This window comes from Filomicrobium sp. (assembly GCF_025698805.1).
GTDB classification, from domain to species: domain Bacteria; phylum Pseudomonadota; class Alphaproteobacteria; order Rhizobiales; family Hyphomicrobiaceae; genus Filomicrobium; species Filomicrobium insigne.
In genome coordinates, this window is sequence record NZ_JAILWT010000004.1 from 169,068 (window position 1) to 185,111 (window position 16,044).

Genomic DNA, 16,044 nt, shown 5'->3' on the forward strand with positions numbered 1-16,044 from the left:
TTGCCCCCTCAAATCACATATTTCGGCAGCACGCGGTCATAACGGATGAGTATCCACTGACCGAACGCTAGCAGAATGAGTGAAACCGCCATCAACAAGCCGAGGAACGCGTAGTTCAATTGTTCCGGCAGCATCAGCGCCACCCGGTATTCCTGGATCAACAGCGCAAAGGGGTTCAGCAGAAATGTGGTTTGCCACTCTGTCGGAACCTGTTCGAGACTAAAGAAAGTACCGGAAACAAAAAACAGCAGCCGAAACGCGTACTGGATGGCGACCTGGACATCACGGACCAGACCGGCGGCAACAGAGACCAACGACGCACATGCGAGGCTAAACAGGAACGCGACTGCGGTTACGATAAGAACCTGCGGGGCCGAAACATCCCCGCTGCCTAAAAGCCAAAGGAGAGCGATGACAAAGGTCGTGCCAATAACAAACTTAAACGCCTCCGCCAAAACATCGCTGATAACGAAAACATACTTGGGCACATAGAGCCGCTCCGAGAGCTTGAATGCCGGACGCAAGGAGCCCGCCCCCTTTGTGATCGCCGACTGCAGGAAGCGAAAAACGAGCAGGCCGATGAGAATATTGAGTGCCATATCCTCATTGCGCATTTGGAGAATTACGGCCGTGATCACATAGAGGATCGCGGTATTGATCAACGGATCAAGAAACCACCAGAGAAACCCGAGACTGTAGTTTCTGATCTCGCTGTGAATGCGCAATGCCGTCAGATGATAGATGTAGCGCAGGCGATCCAAGCCGACGGAACGTCGTACCCTGCCCAATCGGTCATGCTCGTGCATCTTCGTCATGGGTCGCACCCTTTGGCATTATTGGTGCCCATCTCTCATGCCCGCTAAGCGAAGTGCCGGCTTTTCTCTGGAAGCGCTTCAAGAGAAACGTTGCACAGCGAAAGATCAGCATGCAGAAATTCTCGTTAACGGCTAGAGCGAAATCAACCGTTCGCGAAGTTTAGGCAGTTTAGGTCTCCACTTGCGTGGAGGTGCCTAAATGGCGCTAGTGCTGCGGCAAGGTGAAACAGGCCACGCCGCCGCGGGTGGCCTATTTAAAAGCTATCCGGGCAGGCGCTCACATTGCAGTTCTAGGAAAGGCCTTATTCCACTCATGCAAAACGGTACCGCTGCGGAGCGTGCTCCCGTCCCCGTGCTCAATCGTGCGGAAGACCTTCTCGCGCGTTATGACGTCCTCTTCTGCGACGTGTGGGGGGTCGTGCATGACGGCTTCAAGGCTTTGCCGGCGGCCGACGACGCGCTCAACAAGTTTCGCCGCGCCGGCGGCACCGTCATTCTGGTTTCCAACGCGCCCGTCCCCAATCATCAGGTTGCGGCGATGCTCGACTCCCGGAAGCTCTCGCGGACAGCATGGGACGCGATCGTATCTTCCGGTGATATCGCGCTCACACATCTGCGGGATCAGTCTTATCGGCAGGTTTATACGATTGGCCCGCGCGATCGAGACGCAGCACTGTTCGAGGCCGTACCGGCACGATTCTCATCGCTCGAAGATGCAGACGCCATTTTGTGCTCCGGCCTTGACGACGACATTCACGAGACGGCCGAAAGCTATTTGCCCATACTCGAGCAAGCCCGGGCACGGGACCTACCATTTGTGTGTGCGAATCCGGATCTCGTCGTCGATGTCGGGGGGCGGCTGTACCTATGCGCAGGTGCTATTGCTGATCTTTACGCGCACCTTGGCGGAGACGTTTACTGGGCGGGCAAACCTTACATCTCTGCCTACGGCTCAGCGCATGGCCTCGCGGAAAAGCTACGTGACGTGTCGATCGCGAAGGAGCGGATTTTAGGGATCGGCGATGCCGTGCGCACGGATTTAAAAGCCGCAGAGATTTTCGGCGTCGACGCGCTGTTTATTGCTGGCGGCATACACCGCGAAGATACCATGTCGGATGGTGTGATTTGCCGCGACCGGCTGGACGGCTTGCTTCACGGTGCGTCGCCCAGCGCCGTCGCCGCGATGCCGTTTTTGGCTTGGTAAAGCCGTCCCAAAATGCAGCGCGCGCTACTCGACGGGAGGATGCTCTCGGCGAGATATTTCGGAATGGGTGACTGACCGTTCCCAATCCTTTGGCTGCTTCGTACCGTCAGAGAACGCTTCCAACACCATATCTGGCGCAGACGTATTGTGACGCGAAAAGTCATTGCGGCCGAGCCAGACGTCTGTTGCGCTCTTCGCGCCCGAGAAGGACATGACAGGTTCTTCCAGCCAGGATTTTGCCCCCTTCTCCAGAACCGCGACGTCGGCGGCGTCATTATTGAAGCGGGTCACGTACATGGAGCGTAACGCGGCAAAGGGATGATCCGTTATCGGCTTATCGAAAGTCACATCAATGACCTGTGCGTTGTTGTCCAGACGGCTGATCTTCAACCTAGCGCTGCCGCCTCCCGAGAACTTTAGATTGAACGTCAGCGTTTCCGGGTCGAACGTCACTTCATCGAGATCTACGACCGGCCGGCCGTCTTGTTTGACCGGCCCGACGAGGAACGATGAACCATAGGCGCTCCAGCCAAGATGCTTCGGAGGCAAGGGGCGTGCTCGCCAGTATCCGTCCGGCGGATAAAGCACGAGAACCTCCTCTGAGCGCTCATTGCGGCGTACCCACACCTGGATCAGGTGAAAGCCATCATCAACCTTGTCACCAACCCGGACCGGAACCTTACGGTCCCGCCAAAAATTCGGAAACGTGTATCCGGTAATCCAAACATCAATGCCCTCATAGAGTGTCACCTTGCGTGGTGGCGGCGGCTGGCTCAACGCCTCCTCTGCAAAGTCGCACGCAGTCCAATCCGGCTGAAAGCTGTCGCTCTGCAGAGCGTTGATGTAGGCCGGATGCGCTGCTTCGATGCGGAACTGCTTCACGTCGGGCGAAGCAAAGGTCAGCGTGACGTTATCCTTTTCGGCGCAGAGGACCGGCTCGCTCAGGTTCTCGACCTTTACCCCGAGCATGTCTAGCGAAGCGGCTTTAACCGCAACAGCTCCGGAGATCAGCGCGGTCGCCAGGAGGAACATAAACCTCACCGGCGCCTCGATCTTAATTTGCGAGCCTGGCATAGATATCTCCGGAATTAACCTCGTGGGGCAATGCACGCACGTGAGCAGCCATGGTTCGCGCATCCAGCTCACGGCCCTCGCCAAACGTCAGTTGCTGCGTCTCACCTAGGGCTATGTCGTAGCGGTAAGGTCCAAGGGCCGCGAGCCGTTCCAAGCCGCGGCAAGCAACGTCACGATCGATGGTCGTGAATTCAAACGAAAGCGCGGGCACAGGCTCCGACAGTCCCGCCAGAACACGGTCCTCAAAACCTTCGACGTCAATCTTTATGAAGGCTGGGTGTCCATACCGGTCGATCAGGTGATCAAGCGTCACTGCACGGACCTCAATGACCTGATCCCATGTCTGTCCCTCCCAGCCTGCTGCTCCCTCGGCCTGGGCGAGAAAATCACCTGAGGCGGTTGAAACCGTCGGGTTCGCCGTATTGACGTGCATGCGAACGGTTCCGTCGTGGTCGGCGGCTGCGGCGGAGACAATGGTTACGTCCGGATCGCGGGCATAGATCAACCGCAGGGCGCGACCGGGGAGGGGCTGGGGTTCCAGCGCGACGACACGAGCTCCAAGGCTCCGAAAGACGCCTGTGCGGTCCCCAACATGCGCACCCACATCAAAGGCCAAGTCTCCTTCAGAGATGAACGTGGCATAGAGCTCCCGCATCGCTCGCTGGCGCTTCTGGTCCCCGTAATAAACACGCAAGGATCGGGACAAGCCATGCAGAGCGCTGGAAACCATCGACGGTGTTTGCCTTCCTAGACGGTCTCAAGTTCGCGACGAGGAGAAGCGCTTTTTCCCAACGGGAACACACTTTCCTGCTGTACCGTTGCGATCTCGGGTGGTGTGACGAGGTCTTCAGGAATAGCACACAGCCGATTGCGCTGCAGCCAAGCGCCCAATCGCGGCGACGCCGTAAACACAGCAAACGGTATCGCCAAGAGATAACCGGCCGTCAGTGGTAAACTCCACATGAGCGTCTCAGGTGAGATGACCGCCAGAGCGCCGCACACAAGAAGGCCGAATATCGTTTGCGGCCACAAATCAAGGGCGGCTGTTGTCCATGAAAGCCCATATGCATCACGCGACTGCCCGCCCCACACCACTGAACGGCCCAATAGGAGGCCAAACATGAAGACGCTGGTGCGGATCGCGGAAACTGCGCCCTGCAGAAACGAGAAGACGAGTTCCGTGGTCGCGCTGAAGGTGAAGCGAAGCGGCCCGCCGAAACTCGCGACTCCGCCCTTGGTCAGCATGGCATCGACAAGCCCTGCGAGCTTTGGCGTCAAATGCATAAGCATAAATGCCAGATAGAGCGTAATCGCGAGGCCTGCGGGATAATCCGGGATCGTGCGCGCCTCTAACGCTAATGCCGGCAGCAGCGCGATGATGACGGTCAATGCCGGTACACCAAGGAACATCAGGACAGCCCACAGAAGCTGAAAGCGGCTTAGGGGCAAGAGGCCGGGAAGGTTCAGCAGCTTGATGTACTGCAAATTGCCCTGGCACCAGCGCACTTCGCGCTTGGCGAAGTCGAGCATCGTGGGCGGATTTTCTTCCCACGATCCGATCTCGAAAGGCAGCACCCGAACTTCATAACCTGCCCGTCTCATCAAGGTCGCTTCGACCTGATCGTGTGACAGGACATGGCCACCGAGGGGAGGCTTACCTGGAAGCACCGGTAGCTCGCAATCGTTGTAGAAGGGATGAACGCGTACCATCGCGTTGTGCCCCCAGAAGGGACCGCAATCGGCGACCCACCAGGCTTGGCCCATGGTGTAGGAACGCATCCCATGGCGCATACCGAACTGGAAGATGCGCGCAAAGGCGCTCGATGACGGCATGCCGACCACCAGGCTCTGCAGAATGCCTAGTCGCGGATGCGCCTGCATCATACGAGCCATTTTAACGATGGCGTCGCCGGACATCAGGCTATCAGCATCAAGCGGAAGCATCAGCTCGAACTGGTCGCCCCAGCGCGCACAGAAATCTCGAACGTTTCCGGCCTTGAAGCCAACATTATCTGCGCGACGGCGATAGACGATGCGCTCGCCGTCGGGGTCGGAGGCCTGCCATTCGGCTGCAAGTTGCTCCTCAAGCTCAGCCACTTCGGTGACGTTGGTGTCGCTCAAGAGGAAATAGCTGAACGTGGCGCCTTCACCGGTCGCATCGAGACTGCGCTTGATCGTCTGCAGCCGCGCAACGGCGCGTTTGGGGTCTTCGTTGCGCAACGTCATGAACACCGCCGTCTTGACGTAGAGCGGGGTCAGATCATCCGCAGCGCGCGCAAAAGGGGCGACGGCGGCCATGGGAGCCTTGTGACCGTGCAGCAGCCACAAACCGATAACCGCATTCCAGAAGCCGAGTATGGCCCAAGGCGTACCGATCATCAGGCACAGGAATACGACCAGATCGACCGTGGTCCAACCTCCCGCACTCAGCAAGAATGCGGCCGCCGCCATCATTACGGCGTATGTCACTACGTTCAGTGCCGCTACGATTGTTCTGCGGCGCTGAAGTTCAGGCATGGACTGGAGGCCACTGGGTACGCTAAGCGTCGGCTTTCCCGCGCTAAATCGCGGCTCGTTCGCCTGGTCTAACGTCTCGCTCATGATCACATCTCATTTTCGTGGCGCTGGCTCCAGGCCGCGCCAACTTCAAAGGCTCTCGATATGACGGTACGCAAATCGACTGGCAAGCGACACATTGGCCGCGCCGTTTGGTTTACCAATCCTGGCGTCGCAGAGATCCGTGTTGAAACTTTGAAAGCTCCGGCTCCGAATGAAGCGGTGGTGCGCGCGTTGTACAGCGGAATAAGCCGTGGCACGGAACGCCTCGTTCTGAATGGAGCCGTCCCTGAAAGCGAGTGGCCCCGAATGCGGGCTCCTTTTCAGTCGGGCGATTTTCCTTTCCCAGTTAAATACGGCTATTGCGCGACCGGGATCGTCGAGGACGGCCCGGAAGACCTCGTAGGTAAAACGGTTTTTTGCCTTCATCCGCACCAGGACATCTTTGTCGCACCCATCGCCGCATTGGCGGTGGTCCCGGAAGATGTGCCGGCCAAGCGGGCGACGCTGGCGGCCAATATGGAAACGGCACTGAACGCCCATTGGGATGCGGCAACCGGGCCGGGGGATCGTATCGTGGTCGTGGGTGCGGGGGTTGTCGGACTGCTGGTCGCACGGATCGCGGCGCAATTGCCGCATGCTGAGGTTACCGTGATCGACATTGATCCGAGCCGGCGCGCGCTCGTTCAGGACTTTGGTGGCGATTTCGCGTTGCCTGATCAGGCAACGCAGGACGCCGACGTCGTATTTCACACAAGCGCGAGTTCGGAAGGACTGACGACTGCGATCAATTGCGCCGGGTTTGAAGCGCGTGTGATTGAATTGTCATGGTACGGTGCGAGTCAGCAACAGGTCTCGCTGGGCGGGGCGTTTCATAGCCGCCGTTTAACGTTGCAATCGTCGCAAGTCGGCCAAGTCTCCGCCTCTCGGCGCGCGCGCTGGTCTTATAGCCGCCGTCTCGCAACGGCCTTGAAACTTTTACGCGATCCCGTGCTTGATCAACTTGTTTACGATGAGATCTCCTTTCGCGACGCCGCCGACCTGATCCCTGCCATTCTCAATGGACCGGCGAGTAAACTCGCGCCTGTCCTCAATTATGCGTGAGCTTGAAAACCCAATAGGAGCAAATAGCCCATGTTTTCCGTTGAAGTGCGCGACCGCATCATGATCGCTCACAGCCTTCCCGACCCATTCTTCGGTCCAGCGCAAAAAATGCACGGCGCGACATTCGTTGTCGATGTCGCCTTCTTCCGCGCTGAGCTGACGCGGCACAACGTCGTTGTCGACATTGGCGCGGCGCTGCAAGTTTTGAACGACACGCTGAAACCACTTGCCTATCAGAACCTCGACGAATTGACGCAATTTACCGGCAAGCTCACGACGACGGAGTTCCTGGCGAAGCACATTTTCGACGAGATCGCGCGGGCTGCGCGCAGCGGCGGTCTCGGCGAAGGGTCCAGCGGCCTCGCCAAGATCCGGGTAACGTTGAGTGAAACGGACCTTGCGCGGGCATCCTATGAGGGGCCTATCGGTGACTGAAACCTGCTTTGCCATTCCCGGCGATATCGACAGTCCGACGGGCGGCTATGGCTACGATCGGCGGCTCCTGACAATGCTGCCGTCGTTCGGTGTCAATGTGCGTCACCTGGAACTTCCAGGGACATATCCAGCGCCGTCCCAGGGTGATCTCGCGGCGGCTGTCGATACTCTCAACTCGGCACCTCCGAATTCGACGCTTCTCATCGACGGCTTGGCATATGGAGCCATGCCGTCTTCGGTGATCGAAAAGATCAACCGGCGCATCATTGCTCTCGTCCATCACCCTTTGGCGCTCGAAACGGGTCTGTCGGAACGCCGCCGCGCGGAATTGGAAGCGAGCGAGCGCGCGGCTCTCGCCTTGGCCGACAAAGTCGTCGTCACGAGTCCGGCGACACAACGCATTCTGGAAGCCGATTATGGGGTGGCGAAGGACCGCGTGACGGTCGCCTTACCCGGCACGGATCCAGCTCTGCGGGCGACCGGCACCGGAACACCACTGCAATTGCTCTGCGTCGGGACCGTGACGCCGCGAAAGGCGTACGATGTTTTGATCGAGGCCCTGCTGCCGCTGAAGCATCTCGATTGGCGGGTGAACATCGCGGGTGCGTTGGACCGTGACCGCGAGACGGTGGCGGCGCTCAACGCGCAGATTGCCGCCGCCAAGCTGGAAGATCGCGTGAGCCTGCCCGGCGTCGTCGTTCCTGCGACCCTCGACCGCTTTTATGAGAGCACCGACCTTTTCGTTATGCCGTCTCGTTTCGAGGGATATGGCATGGCGCTCGCGGAAGCGATGGCGCGCGGGTTGCCGATCATTTGCTCGACGGGTGGCGCAGCCGCCGAAACGGTTCCCGATGGCGCAGCCCTGAAAGTGCCGCCGGGAGACGTCGCTGCACTGACGAAGGCGCTGGAGTCGGCGCTTACCGACAAACGGCTGAGGGTGCGGCTCGCCGATGCGTCGTGGGAGCATGGGCGTTCGCTGCCGACTTGGAACGAAACTGCGAGACGCGTCGCTGCGGCGATCCTGGATATTCCGACATGAGTGGTTTTTCGGCCGAGTGGCTCGGGCTGCGAGAGCCTGCCGATCACCGTGCGCGCAATCGGGAAATCGCCAGCGCGCTTTCGGCGCGGCTTGCCCAGCGCGAAGCTGTCTCGATCGTCGATATCGGCTGCGGGGCGGCCTCCAATCTCAAGGCCACCGCCCTACTTCTGCCAGACCGGCAGACATGGCGGCTTGTCGATTATGACGCCAATCTCCTGACGGCCGCACGCGAGCGGCTCATGGACTGGGCCGATGCGTCAAAGTCCGAGGACGCGCAGCTCGTCTTGGAAAAGGACGGCAAACACATCGACGTCACGTTCCATCAGTTCGACCTCAATGCCGATCTTGAAGGCGCGCTCGGGGAACATCCCGATCTGGTGACCTCAGCCGCATTTTTCGATCTGACGTCGGTCGCCTTCATGCAGCGCTTTGCTGCGGCGGTCGTCGCGCGCAAGGCAGCGTTTTATACTGTTCTGACTTATAACGGCCGGCAGCGCTGGAGCCCGCACCATCCGAGCGACAACGCGATTGTTGCGGCGTTCCACCGGCATCAGATGCGGGACAAGGGTTTTGGGTCGGCTGCCGGTCCGACCTCCGCGCTTGAACTCGGCGAACAATTCCGGCTGCACGGCTATAGCGTTCTGGAGGGCGATAGCCCCTGGGACCTCGGGCCCTCGGACGCGGCGTTGATTGCTGAACTTCAGGCGGGCCACGCCGCCGCTGTGGCCGAAACCGGGGCCGTGGATGCGAAAACGCTGGAGCGTTGGGTGGGACTGAAACGCACCGGCGCCATCATCGGCCATACCGATACGCTTGCGTTGCCGGGGTAGGTTGGGGTGCGCTCAAGCTCGTTGGGAGTGACGGGCGCGTTCTGCTCCAGGCGCACGAGCTGACCTCGATCTCTTTTGGAGCCTGCGATGCTCTCACCTTGTGCGTAAAGGGAATCCAGGTGGCCGAGCGACATACCGGCACGGGGGGCTTGGCTCGTAGTCTGCTCTGGCCACCTGGTCGACGGAGGCAAGAGGCGGGGGGACCTCTCGCGTCCGACGAATGCTAATCTCTAAGGCTCATTGACGTGGATCGCGGAGCGTTCGACCGCGATCTTCATCTGCCTCAGGACTGTTCCCCTTGAAGTTTGATATCTGCAGGATGCGATATCGGGGCTTTGCCATCGCCTGAGCAAATAGCTGTGACGCAAACCGTCGTCGCGACTAAGAGCCAAGAGTGCTCGATTGAGAGAGCATACAATACAGCGGTGTGTCATACGTCAGGCACCTCGAGCTTCCAATCAGATGGGAACAGCAGACAACTCGTGAGCCGAGTTCTTGAAGGCGACAACGTCGCCAGTTCCAGCCTCATCGATACAACGAAGTTAGCCTGCTGCGGCCGAAAGGGCGGCAGCAGCGGAGATCCTTGGTCAGTTCGGCGACCGTCCGCGCATGGCGGAAACTTCGTCCGTCCTCAATGCGGTAACGAGTGGGATCAACTGCCACAGTGCGGACAATCCAACGAGGGCATAGACGAGACGCGCCAGGGACGAACCTTCACCAAAAATGGCGGCGACGAGGTTGAAGTTGAATAATCCAACGAGGCCCCAGTTCAGGGCGCCGACGATTACGAGTACCAGCGTAATCAGGTTCAACGATTTCATGCGTATCACTCCTTCGAAATGGAGCCAGGCAACCGCAAGCGTCCGCCCGGCAAGTTTTCGTTTCAGCCGGCGGCCTAGATCTTCGGCGGCATGATCACAGTGTCGATCACGTGGATTATGCCGTTCGACGCGGCGATGTCGGTCGTGATGACGTTGGCGCCGTTAATCATCACGGTGTCGCCGCTCGTCTTCACAGCAACCTTCTGGCCGTTCACCGTTTTCGCTTCGTCGAGTTTCACGACGTCTGCCGCCGTAACGACGCCTGGCACCACGTGATAGGTGAGGATCGCCGTCAGTTGTTCTTTGTTCTCAGGCGCCAGCAGAGACTCCAAGGTTCCCGCTTGCAGTTTGGCAAACGCCTCGTCTGTAGGCGCGAAGACTGTGAACGGACCTTTACCTTTCAGCGTATCGACCAGCCCGGCGGCGCCGAGCGCCTCGGTTAGTGTGGCGAATTTACCGGCGCCGACCGCCGTCTCGACGATGTCTTTCTCTATCGCGCGCGCGTCCTCTGTAGCGCGCGCGACTGGTGCGCCGAGGGCGAGGCCCATGCCCGCCACGGCGGCGATCATGACTGTCTTCAGGTGCGACTTCATAACTACCTCCTTCGACTCTTACTTCGACGGGTTGGTTATCCCGCGCACCGCCAATTGCGGCGGCCAACGAGTTTTTCATACAAAGAAAATCAATTTGAATGCGAGTCATATTTTCGTGAAATGAAATACTGTTTTACTTATAATAAAAATATGTTGGAGCGATTTGAGCGAGACGAAAAAATGAGCGCAGAAATGTTGAGTGACACGCTTGCCGAAGGACTTGAGCAGTACGCCATAGGCCCCAAGATTCGAGCATTGAGGCAGAGAAAGAAGCTCGGCCTAGTGCAGCTTGGGACGCACACTGGCCTTTCGCCCGCCATGCTATCGAAGATCGAGCGTGGCCAGGTTTTTCCGACGCTACCCACCCTCTTGCGCATAGCGCTGGTGTTCGGCGTCGGGTTGGAGCATTTCTTTGCAGATAGCTCGGAGAGGCCCGTTGCAGCCATCGTGCGGGCAGGGGATCGCCTGCGTCTACCCAACCAGCCAGGCCAAAAGAACTCGGTGTATTTCTTTGAGAGCCTCGATTTTCCCGTCAAAGATCGCAAGCTGGAAGGCTACCTTGCCGAGTTTCCAGCCGGGGCAGGCCCGTCCGAGCCGCATGACCACCCCGGCGCTGAACTCGTTTACGTGCTCAAAGGCAGGCTCGTAATCACCATCGACGGCGAGGACCACACGCTCGATGCATCCGACTCCATTTATTTTGACCCATCCGCGCCCCACAGCTACCGCTGCGCCGGGCGCACGGACGCCGCAGCCGTCGTGGTGGTAACGGCTTAGGGTCAATGCGAAGTTACTTACGTCTGTACTATGTTAGCTTCCGAACGAGAGCCGGACACCACATGCCCCCTATTCCCCTTCAGGTTGTCGGCTGCGCATGGTGTGATCCTGCTGGCGGATGGCCCAATAGACGGCGCCCAGCGCAATGGTCGACGCTGACAGGGCAAACAGCAGGTCTGCGTCCGCTTCGCCGATCTCGGTCACAATGAATTTTCGAAGAACGGCCAGCAGCGCAATCAGCACCACCGCGCGGACGTGGACCACGCCGAGCCCTCGCTCCAATTGGCCAAGGATGGTGTGATTGAATTCGAGGGCGATGATGACAATCATGATCATCCCGAAAACGGCTTGAAATGCTGCGGGGTGTGACGCGTCGAGAATGCTAAAGCGCAACATGTTGTACAACGTGAGCACCAAGTTGAGCACCGCCACGAGAATGACGATGGCAACGATAATGCTGAGGACGACGACAATGATCTCCTCGAAGCGCTGATACCAATTTTGCTGGGCCCAATGCTTCCGCGTTTCGCTAAATATCCGAACTGCCATCTGCCGCCTCGCTTTGTTCGCCGTATCGGCCATACTGCGCCTCCCGGAAGATTTAATTCCCGTACGGCACGAATTGTTCAAAGCACGGATGGAGCGATCAAAACGCCAAAGTGATGGGCCGCTCCTTGCACAGATCTGGGCACCGTCAGCGGCACCCACGAGTTACTCAGTCCGGCGCACCTCGAAACCACTGTAGGCCTCACCGCTTTCTTCTCTCACGTCCACGCGGGTGACGCGCGAGGCACGCGGCCCCTCCTCGCAGGCGCGCAGCATGTCGGCCACTTGCCGGGGCGGACCGTGCAGCACGGCTTCTACCGCGCCGTCATATCGGTTTCTCACCCATCCGCTGAGGCCCAGCGTCAGGGCTCTTCTCTCGACCCAAGCGCGAAAGCCCACTCCCTGCACGCGGCCCTCAATGCGAACATGCACGGTGCGGGTTTCGCTTATGGTTCACGCTCCTTGCGTTTGTCGCACCGTCACCAGCGATGCCAGCCTGGGCGGAAGGCAGGGCCACTGTAGAACCGCGATCCCTTATAAAAACTGCCGCGGCCGTTCGACCACCAGCCGGCGCCTCTGGGAGGCGCCTCGATCACGCCGTAGCTCGGATATATCGGAACGTCCCGCCGCGAGGCTCGCGCGCGATACCCCGGCCAGGGATCATCCAGGTATCGGCCTCTGTCATACGCCCTGCCAGAGCCGATCAGCGTCAGCGTCCCGGCATTGAGATCGTGTGTTGATGGTTTCCATCCGGCAGGATTGAGGGGCGATGACCACGCTGTGCCTGCTGCGGCCGCAAAATATGCGGCAACACAAACGATGGGGATGAGGAAAGCTCTTGTACCCATTGCGACGTCCTCAGTTCATAAAACATCGGAATGGAACCTTAGCACGATAGGCTCAAAGGGTCCTGCAGGTGCCGGGCGACTGGTTACCAGCTTTGAAACGCCTGCGCGTTGGGGCGGTCCTTTAAAACTCCGGCTTAAATCTATTTGCGAACGGAACGCCGTTGAACGTGTGCGTGCAGCAGGCACAGCTCGGCTGTAAGTCCTCGTTGCGCAGGTCCGGCGCGACTTTTGCGAGCTTGCCGTTCTCATCGACATATAGACCGCTGAAATAGCTGCTTTCACCAATTTTGACGTATGGCTTTTGCTCATCTTCGTTGCGGGCGACGAGCCAGAAAATCGGCTCCTCCCGGTCATTCCGGCTTATGGCTTCGGCATGCACCGCCTGCCAATTCTCTCCGACCTTGGAGAGCAGAAACCTGAAGAGCGGTGTGTAGTCGAGCCCGCGCTGCGTCCGGCCGTGCATTGAGCCTCGCGAGACCTGATCGGCCTCGTTCCGCTTTTCCTGCTTGGCGTTGCGTTCGTGGCGATAATCTCCGCCGGTGTGGTGGCGAACCCCGCGCGTGCGCGTATTCACCTTGCGGAAGAGCGGCTTCTTGCGCGGATCAATATTCATCGTCTCGCTCGACTGGCGAAGAAAGCCATCAGTCTAACGACGTTTGGGCGATCTGGCGACGGCTCGACAGACGGAACTCTGTCACGCCCCCTCCAAACCACTCACCTCCGACAGATGCTCCAAGATCCGGGTTGGGGGGTGGCCAAGGCTTTTGCGGAAGGCTGCCGTAAAGGCGCTGACGCTGGCATAGCCGCAGGCGTGGGCGACTTTGCCGACCGGCGTACCGCGGGCCAGATCTTCCAGCGCATAATGAAACCGGATGTGCTGACGCCACGCCGCAAAGCCCATGCCGAGTTCATCCTGGCTGAGGCGCGCCAGTGTCCGTTCAGATGCTCCGGCCAAATCGGCATAGCTGCCGAGGCTGCCGTGATCTCCAGGGTTCCCGAGCACGTGCTCACAGACGCGCATCAGACGTGGATCCGAAGGCATTGGAATGCTCAGGTCCAACGACCGGCCACGGCAAACCTCCTCAAGGATCAACTGGCTGAGGCATAGGCCCCGGCTACTATCGCTGTAGTCGACCGGCTCATCCAGAAGGGCGTTGATCAACTCCTTCAGGAGGGCACTCGGCGAGATGACGACGCACGCGCTCGGAAGATCCCGGTGCGCCTTCGGCTCGATGTAGAGCGTGCGCATCTCCACGGGATCACGCATCGCGACCGTATGCTCAAAGCCGCCCGGCATGTAGACGGCGCGTTGTGGAGGCACGATCCAGCTATGGGTTTGCGTGCGCACGCGCATGGTTCCCGAAGAGGCGAGAAGAAGCTGGTCTCTGCGATGACTGTGAAAGGGTGTGACCCAATCGGCGGGAAAATGCTTGCGCATGACGGCCACCGCGACGGGCAGCTCCTGGTAGTCGGCGGCATCGGTAGATCGCTGCATCATGGCAGATTGCGCAAACCCATACTGGCAAGAATTCGACAATGATTGTCATAACATCGATCATTCGCCACGGCTATGGTGCCTGCGATCATCTCGGATACGCGCATCACGTGAGAGCCATGCAGGACCGCACGCACTTCCTCTTTCTCAACGTCGGCCACTTTCTCGATCACCTGTTCATGCTCATCTTCGCGACGGTTGCCGCGCTTGTTTTGAGCCAGGAGTGGGGCCTCTCGTATGCAGAGCTGATCCCGTATGCCACGCCGGGCTTTATCGCCTTTGGCCTGTTCGCCCTGCCGGCGGGCTGGCTTGCGGACCGCTGGAGCCGCGAAGGCATGATGGCGGTGTTTTTCATCGGCGTGGGCCTCGCTGCGATCGCGACCTCACTGGCGCAGACCCCGCTTGAGATTGCCGTGGGTCTGTTTGTCGTCGGCGTGTTCGGAGCGATCTACCATCCCGTTGGGCTCGCCATGGTTGCGCGCGGCGGCAAAAGGATGGGCATGGACATCGCTATCAACGGCGTGTGGGGCAACATGGGTGTTGGCAGCGCGGCGTTGATCACCGGCTTCCTGATCGACCAAACCGGCTGGCGCGCCGCATTCTGGTTGCCGGGTGTTTTTTCCATTCTTGTCGGGCTGGCTTATTTGGGCACGTTTCGCGACAGGGTTGGCCTGAGGAATGGGGCGGTCACGTCGATGGCGAAATCGACGTCGTCCGCAGGGCGCGAGGACGCAGACTGGCGCCGGCTGCTCCTTCGCATTTCGGTCATTGTCTTCTTCACGACCGCCGTCTCCAGCATTGTCTTTCAAGGGACGACGTTTGCCCTGCCGAAGGTCTTTGAGGAACGTCTTAGCGGTATTGCAGCGTCAGCTACAGCAGTGGGTTGGCTAGCCTTTCTCGTTTTTGGCATTGCATCGTTCGCGCAGCTTGTCGTTGGCAGCTTGCTTGACCGCTATGGCGCCCGGCTGGTGTTCTCAGGCCTCGCGCTTTTGCAGATCGCCTTCTTCCTGATGATGCCGGGGCTATCGGACTGGCCGGCGCTGATCGTTGCGCTCGGGTTTATGCTGGGGGCCTTCGGGCAGATTCCGATCAACGATTACATGATCGGCAGGCTCGCGAAGTCGGAGCTTCGTGCCTCGATTTACGGTACGCGTTTTATCGTGAGTTTCAGCGTGCTGGCAGCGGTGCTGCCGCTGATCGCGTGGGTACACCACTCATGGGGTTTCGACGCGCTGTTTTATATTTTGGCCGCGTCGGCAGCCGCTATCCTGTGCGCTGTATCGCTCTTGCCGGCCAAGTTGCCCGAAGCGCCGGCCTCGCCCGCCGCACTCCCCACCAACCTGTCGGGGGCAGCGGATCAGAGTGCTATCGTCTCAATTAGACGAGTTACTCGCACGGCACGGTGATGGTTACGCCAGCGGTGGCGGAGAACCGCTTGCAATTGACGCTCGTCTCTCCGGAAGCCGCGGTCTGCGTGCCGTTGTCCTCATTCGGCGCATTCGCGGGAGCCGTAGACGTTTTGGTCTCAGCCGTGTTTGTCTCTGTCTGTGCAGGCTCAGATTTGGCCGTATCGGCCTTCTTGGGGCTGGGCTTTGCCGTGACGGTGCGCTTTTGCGGACGCGCCTTCCGACGCTCGACCGATTTGTTGTAAGCGCGCTTCTGCTTGTAGGCTTTCGGCTGATAGGGCGAGGGTGTGTTCACGACCTCGGGCACGTAACTGCATGAGATACACGCCTGGGCTGCAGAAGCAAAAAGCATCGAAATGCCAAGCAAGCTCGTAGCAATCGCGAGAATTGTTCGGGTCATTGTTTGCTTCCGCCTTGTGAATTTTCCACACTCCATTCCCTGAGCTTTTATCATGGAGGGCATACAGGCAAAAGGATGTCCCCCAAGGAACATGGAGCTTT

General features: G+C 59.2%; 19 protein-coding genes. 7 read left to right on the top strand and 12 right to left on the bottom strand.

The genetic code is table 11. The features are described 5' to 3' along the window. Positions 1-8 precede the first annotated feature (8 nt). Positions 9-815, bottom strand: coding sequence for an ABC transporter permease (locus tag K5845_RS11755; protein WP_287959041.1), 807 nt, complete (start codon positions 813-815; stop codon positions 9-11). Between the two features lie 313 nt (positions 816-1,128). Between K5845_RS11755 and K5845_RS11760 the strand changes: the two genes are divergently transcribed. Continuing rightward, positions 1,129-2,019, top strand: coding sequence for a TIGR01459 family HAD-type hydrolase (locus K5845_RS11760; RefSeq protein ID WP_287959042.1), 891 nt, complete (start codon positions 1,129-1,131; stop codon positions 2,017-2,019). Positions 2,020-2,043: 24 nt separating this feature from the next. Here the strand turns inward: K5845_RS11760 and K5845_RS11765 are convergent, their stop codons facing one another. From K5845_RS11765 to mdoH, 3 genes are read right to left on the bottom strand one after another with little or no spacing between them, the layout of a single operon-like run. After that, a complete protein-coding gene (locus tag K5845_RS11765; RefSeq protein WP_052743842.1) occupies positions 2,044-3,093 on the bottom strand; it encodes a hypothetical protein in 1,050 nt (349 codons plus the stop codon). Beyond that, complete coding sequence (locus tag K5845_RS11770) at positions 3,074-3,823, bottom strand: FkbM family methyltransferase (RefSeq protein WP_090225928.1); 750 nt, start codon at positions 3,821-3,823, stop codon at positions 3,074-3,076. Before K5845_RS11770 ends, K5845_RS11765 begins: the two co-directional genes overlap by 20 nt. A gap of 17 nt (positions 3,824-3,840) precedes the next feature. Continuing rightward, positions 3,841-5,694, bottom strand: coding sequence for a glucans biosynthesis glucosyltransferase MdoH (gene mdoH, locus K5845_RS11775; protein WP_090225932.1), 1,854 nt, complete (start codon positions 5,692-5,694; stop codon positions 3,841-3,843). Positions 5,695-5,754: 60 nt separating this feature from the next. On the opposite strand from mdoH, the gene K5845_RS11780 reads away from it, so the two are divergent. From K5845_RS11780 to K5845_RS11795, 4 genes are read left to right on the top strand one after another with little or no spacing between them, the layout of a single operon-like run. Next, positions 5,755-6,753, top strand: coding sequence for a zinc-dependent alcohol dehydrogenase (locus K5845_RS11780; RefSeq protein ID WP_090225935.1), 999 nt, complete (start codon positions 5,755-5,757; stop codon positions 6,751-6,753). A 30-nt stretch (positions 6,754-6,783) separates the two neighbouring features. Next, the gene (locus tag K5845_RS11785; RefSeq protein ID WP_046478190.1) at positions 6,784-7,188 is read left to right on the top strand and encodes a 6-pyruvoyl trahydropterin synthase family protein; all 405 of its coding nucleotides are present in this window, start codon (positions 6,784-6,786) and stop codon (positions 7,186-7,188) included. Continuing rightward, a complete protein-coding gene (locus K5845_RS11790) occupies positions 7,181-8,227 on the top strand; it encodes a glycosyltransferase family 4 protein (RefSeq protein WP_287959043.1) in 1,047 nt (348 codons plus the stop codon). The genes K5845_RS11785 and K5845_RS11790 overlap by 8 nt, the downstream gene beginning before the upstream one ends. Next, a complete protein-coding gene (locus K5845_RS11795) occupies positions 8,224-9,057 on the top strand; it encodes a class I SAM-dependent methyltransferase (protein WP_046478188.1) in 834 nt (277 codons plus the stop codon). Before K5845_RS11790 ends, K5845_RS11795 begins: the two co-directional genes overlap by 4 nt. A 587-nt stretch (positions 9,058-9,644) precedes the next feature. On the opposite strand, the gene K5845_RS11800 is transcribed toward K5845_RS11795, so the two are convergent. After that, a complete protein-coding gene (locus tag K5845_RS11800) occupies positions 9,645-9,878 on the bottom strand; it encodes a DUF378 domain-containing protein (protein ID WP_046478187.1) in 234 nt (77 codons plus the stop codon). A gap of 74 nt (positions 9,879-9,952) precedes the next feature. Next, on the bottom strand, positions 9,953-10,426 hold the full coding sequence (locus K5845_RS11805; RefSeq protein WP_287959213.1) for a fasciclin domain-containing protein: 474 nt from the start codon (positions 10,424-10,426) through the stop codon (positions 9,953-9,955). Positions 10,427-10,663: 237 nt separating this feature from the next. Here K5845_RS11805 and K5845_RS11810 point away from each other — a divergent pair, with 237 nt between their 5' ends. Continuing rightward, positions 10,664-11,248, top strand: a complete 585-nt coding sequence (locus K5845_RS11810) for a helix-turn-helix domain-containing protein (protein ID WP_502814138.1) — start codon at positions 10,664-10,666, stop codon at positions 11,246-11,248. Positions 11,249-11,317: 69 nt separating this feature from the next. Here K5845_RS11810 and K5845_RS11815 read toward each other — a convergent pair whose 3' ends face one another. The 5 genes from K5845_RS11815 to K5845_RS11835 form a co-directional block, all read right to left on the bottom strand. Then, positions 11,318-11,830: a phosphate-starvation-inducible PsiE family protein gene (locus K5845_RS11815; RefSeq protein ID WP_046478186.1), complete on the bottom strand. Its 513-nt coding sequence runs from the start codon at positions 11,828-11,830 to the stop codon at positions 11,318-11,320. 129 nt (positions 11,831-11,959) lie between these two features. Then, positions 11,960-12,244 (bottom strand): acylphosphatase, encoded by a 285-nt coding sequence (locus K5845_RS11820; protein ID WP_287959214.1) that lies wholly within the window; start codon positions 12,242-12,244, stop codon positions 11,960-11,962. Positions 12,245-12,273: 29 nt separating this feature from the next. Then, complete coding sequence (locus K5845_RS11825; RefSeq protein WP_046478184.1) at positions 12,274-12,642, bottom strand: hypothetical protein; 369 nt, start codon at positions 12,640-12,642, stop codon at positions 12,274-12,276. A 121-nt stretch (positions 12,643-12,763) separates the two neighbouring features. Next, positions 12,764-13,255 (bottom strand): hypothetical protein, encoded by a 492-nt coding sequence (locus tag K5845_RS11830; protein WP_287959045.1) that lies wholly within the window; start codon positions 13,253-13,255, stop codon positions 12,764-12,766. A gap of 81 nt (positions 13,256-13,336) precedes the next feature. After that, positions 13,337-14,140 carry an AraC family transcriptional regulator gene (locus K5845_RS11835; protein ID WP_046478181.1) on the bottom strand — a complete coding sequence of 268 codons (804 nt, stop codon included), beginning with the start codon at positions 14,138-14,140 and terminating at the stop codon, positions 13,337-13,339. Positions 14,141-14,178: 38 nt separating this feature from the next. Here K5845_RS11835 and K5845_RS11840 point away from each other — a divergent pair, with 38 nt between their 5' ends. Beyond that, positions 14,179-15,543, top strand: a complete 1,365-nt coding sequence (locus tag K5845_RS11840) for an MFS transporter (RefSeq protein WP_287959046.1) — start codon at positions 14,179-14,181, stop codon at positions 15,541-15,543. Here the strand turns inward: K5845_RS11840 and K5845_RS11845 are convergent. Then, positions 15,524-15,943, bottom strand: coding sequence for a hypothetical protein (locus K5845_RS11845; protein WP_046478180.1), 420 nt, complete (start codon positions 15,941-15,943; stop codon positions 15,524-15,526). The genes K5845_RS11840 and K5845_RS11845 overlap by 20 nt on opposite strands. Between the last annotated feature and the right edge of the window lie 101 nt (positions 15,944-16,044).

Coding starts and splice junctions, on each gene's coding strand:
- K5845_RS11785 (WP_046478190.1), top strand. CDS start 6,784: ATGTTTTCCGTTGAAGTGCGCGACCGCATCATGATCGCTCACAGCCTT.
- K5845_RS11800 (WP_046478187.1), bottom strand. CDS start 9,878: ATGAAATCGTTGAACCTGATTACGCTGGTACTCGTAATCGTCGGCGCC.
- K5845_RS11835 (WP_046478181.1), bottom strand. CDS start 14,140: ATGATGCAGCGATCTACCGATGCCGCCGACTACCAGGAGCTGCCCGTC.
- K5845_RS11780 (WP_090225935.1), top strand. CDS start 5,755: ATGACGGTACGCAAATCGACTGGCAAGCGACACATTGGCCGCGCCGTT.
- K5845_RS11765 (WP_052743842.1), bottom strand. CDS start 3,093: ATGCCAGGCTCGCAAATTAAGATCGAGGCGCCGGTGAGGTTTATGTTC.
- K5845_RS11840 (WP_287959046.1), top strand. CDS start 14,179: ATGATTGTCATAACATCGATCATTCGCCACGGCTATGGTGCCTGCGAT.
- K5845_RS11815 (WP_046478186.1), bottom strand. CDS start 11,830: ATGGCCGATACGGCGAACAAAGCGAGGCGGCAGATGGCAGTTCGGATA.
- mdoH (WP_090225932.1), bottom strand. CDS start 5,694: ATGAGCGAGACGTTAGACCAGGCGAACGAGCCGCGATTTAGCGCGGGA.
- K5845_RS11845 (WP_046478180.1), bottom strand. CDS start 15,943: ATGACCCGAACAATTCTCGCGATTGCTACGAGCTTGCTTGGCATTTCG.
- K5845_RS11825 (WP_046478184.1), bottom strand. CDS start 12,642: ATGGGTACAAGAGCTTTCCTCATCCCCATCGTTTGTGTTGCCGCATAT.
- K5845_RS11760 (WP_287959042.1), top strand. CDS start 1,129: ATGCAAAACGGTACCGCTGCGGAGCGTGCTCCCGTCCCCGTGCTCAAT.
- K5845_RS11795 (WP_046478188.1), top strand. CDS start 8,224: ATGAGTGGTTTTTCGGCCGAGTGGCTCGGGCTGCGAGAGCCTGCCGAT.
- K5845_RS11810 (WP_502814138.1), top strand. CDS start 10,664: ATGTTGAGTGACACGCTTGCCGAAGGACTTGAGCAGTACGCCATAGGC.
- K5845_RS11755 (WP_287959041.1), bottom strand. CDS start 815: ATGACGAAGATGCACGAGCATGACCGATTGGGCAGGGTACGACGTTCC.
- K5845_RS11830 (WP_287959045.1), bottom strand. CDS start 13,255: ATGAATATTGATCCGCGCAAGAAGCCGCTCTTCCGCAAGGTGAATACG.
- K5845_RS11805 (WP_287959213.1), bottom strand. CDS start 10,426: ATGGGCCTCGCCCTCGGCGCACCAGTCGCGCGCGCTACAGAGGACGCG.
- K5845_RS11770 (WP_090225928.1), bottom strand. CDS start 3,823: ATGGTTTCCAGCGCTCTGCATGGCTTGTCCCGATCCTTGCGTGTTTAT.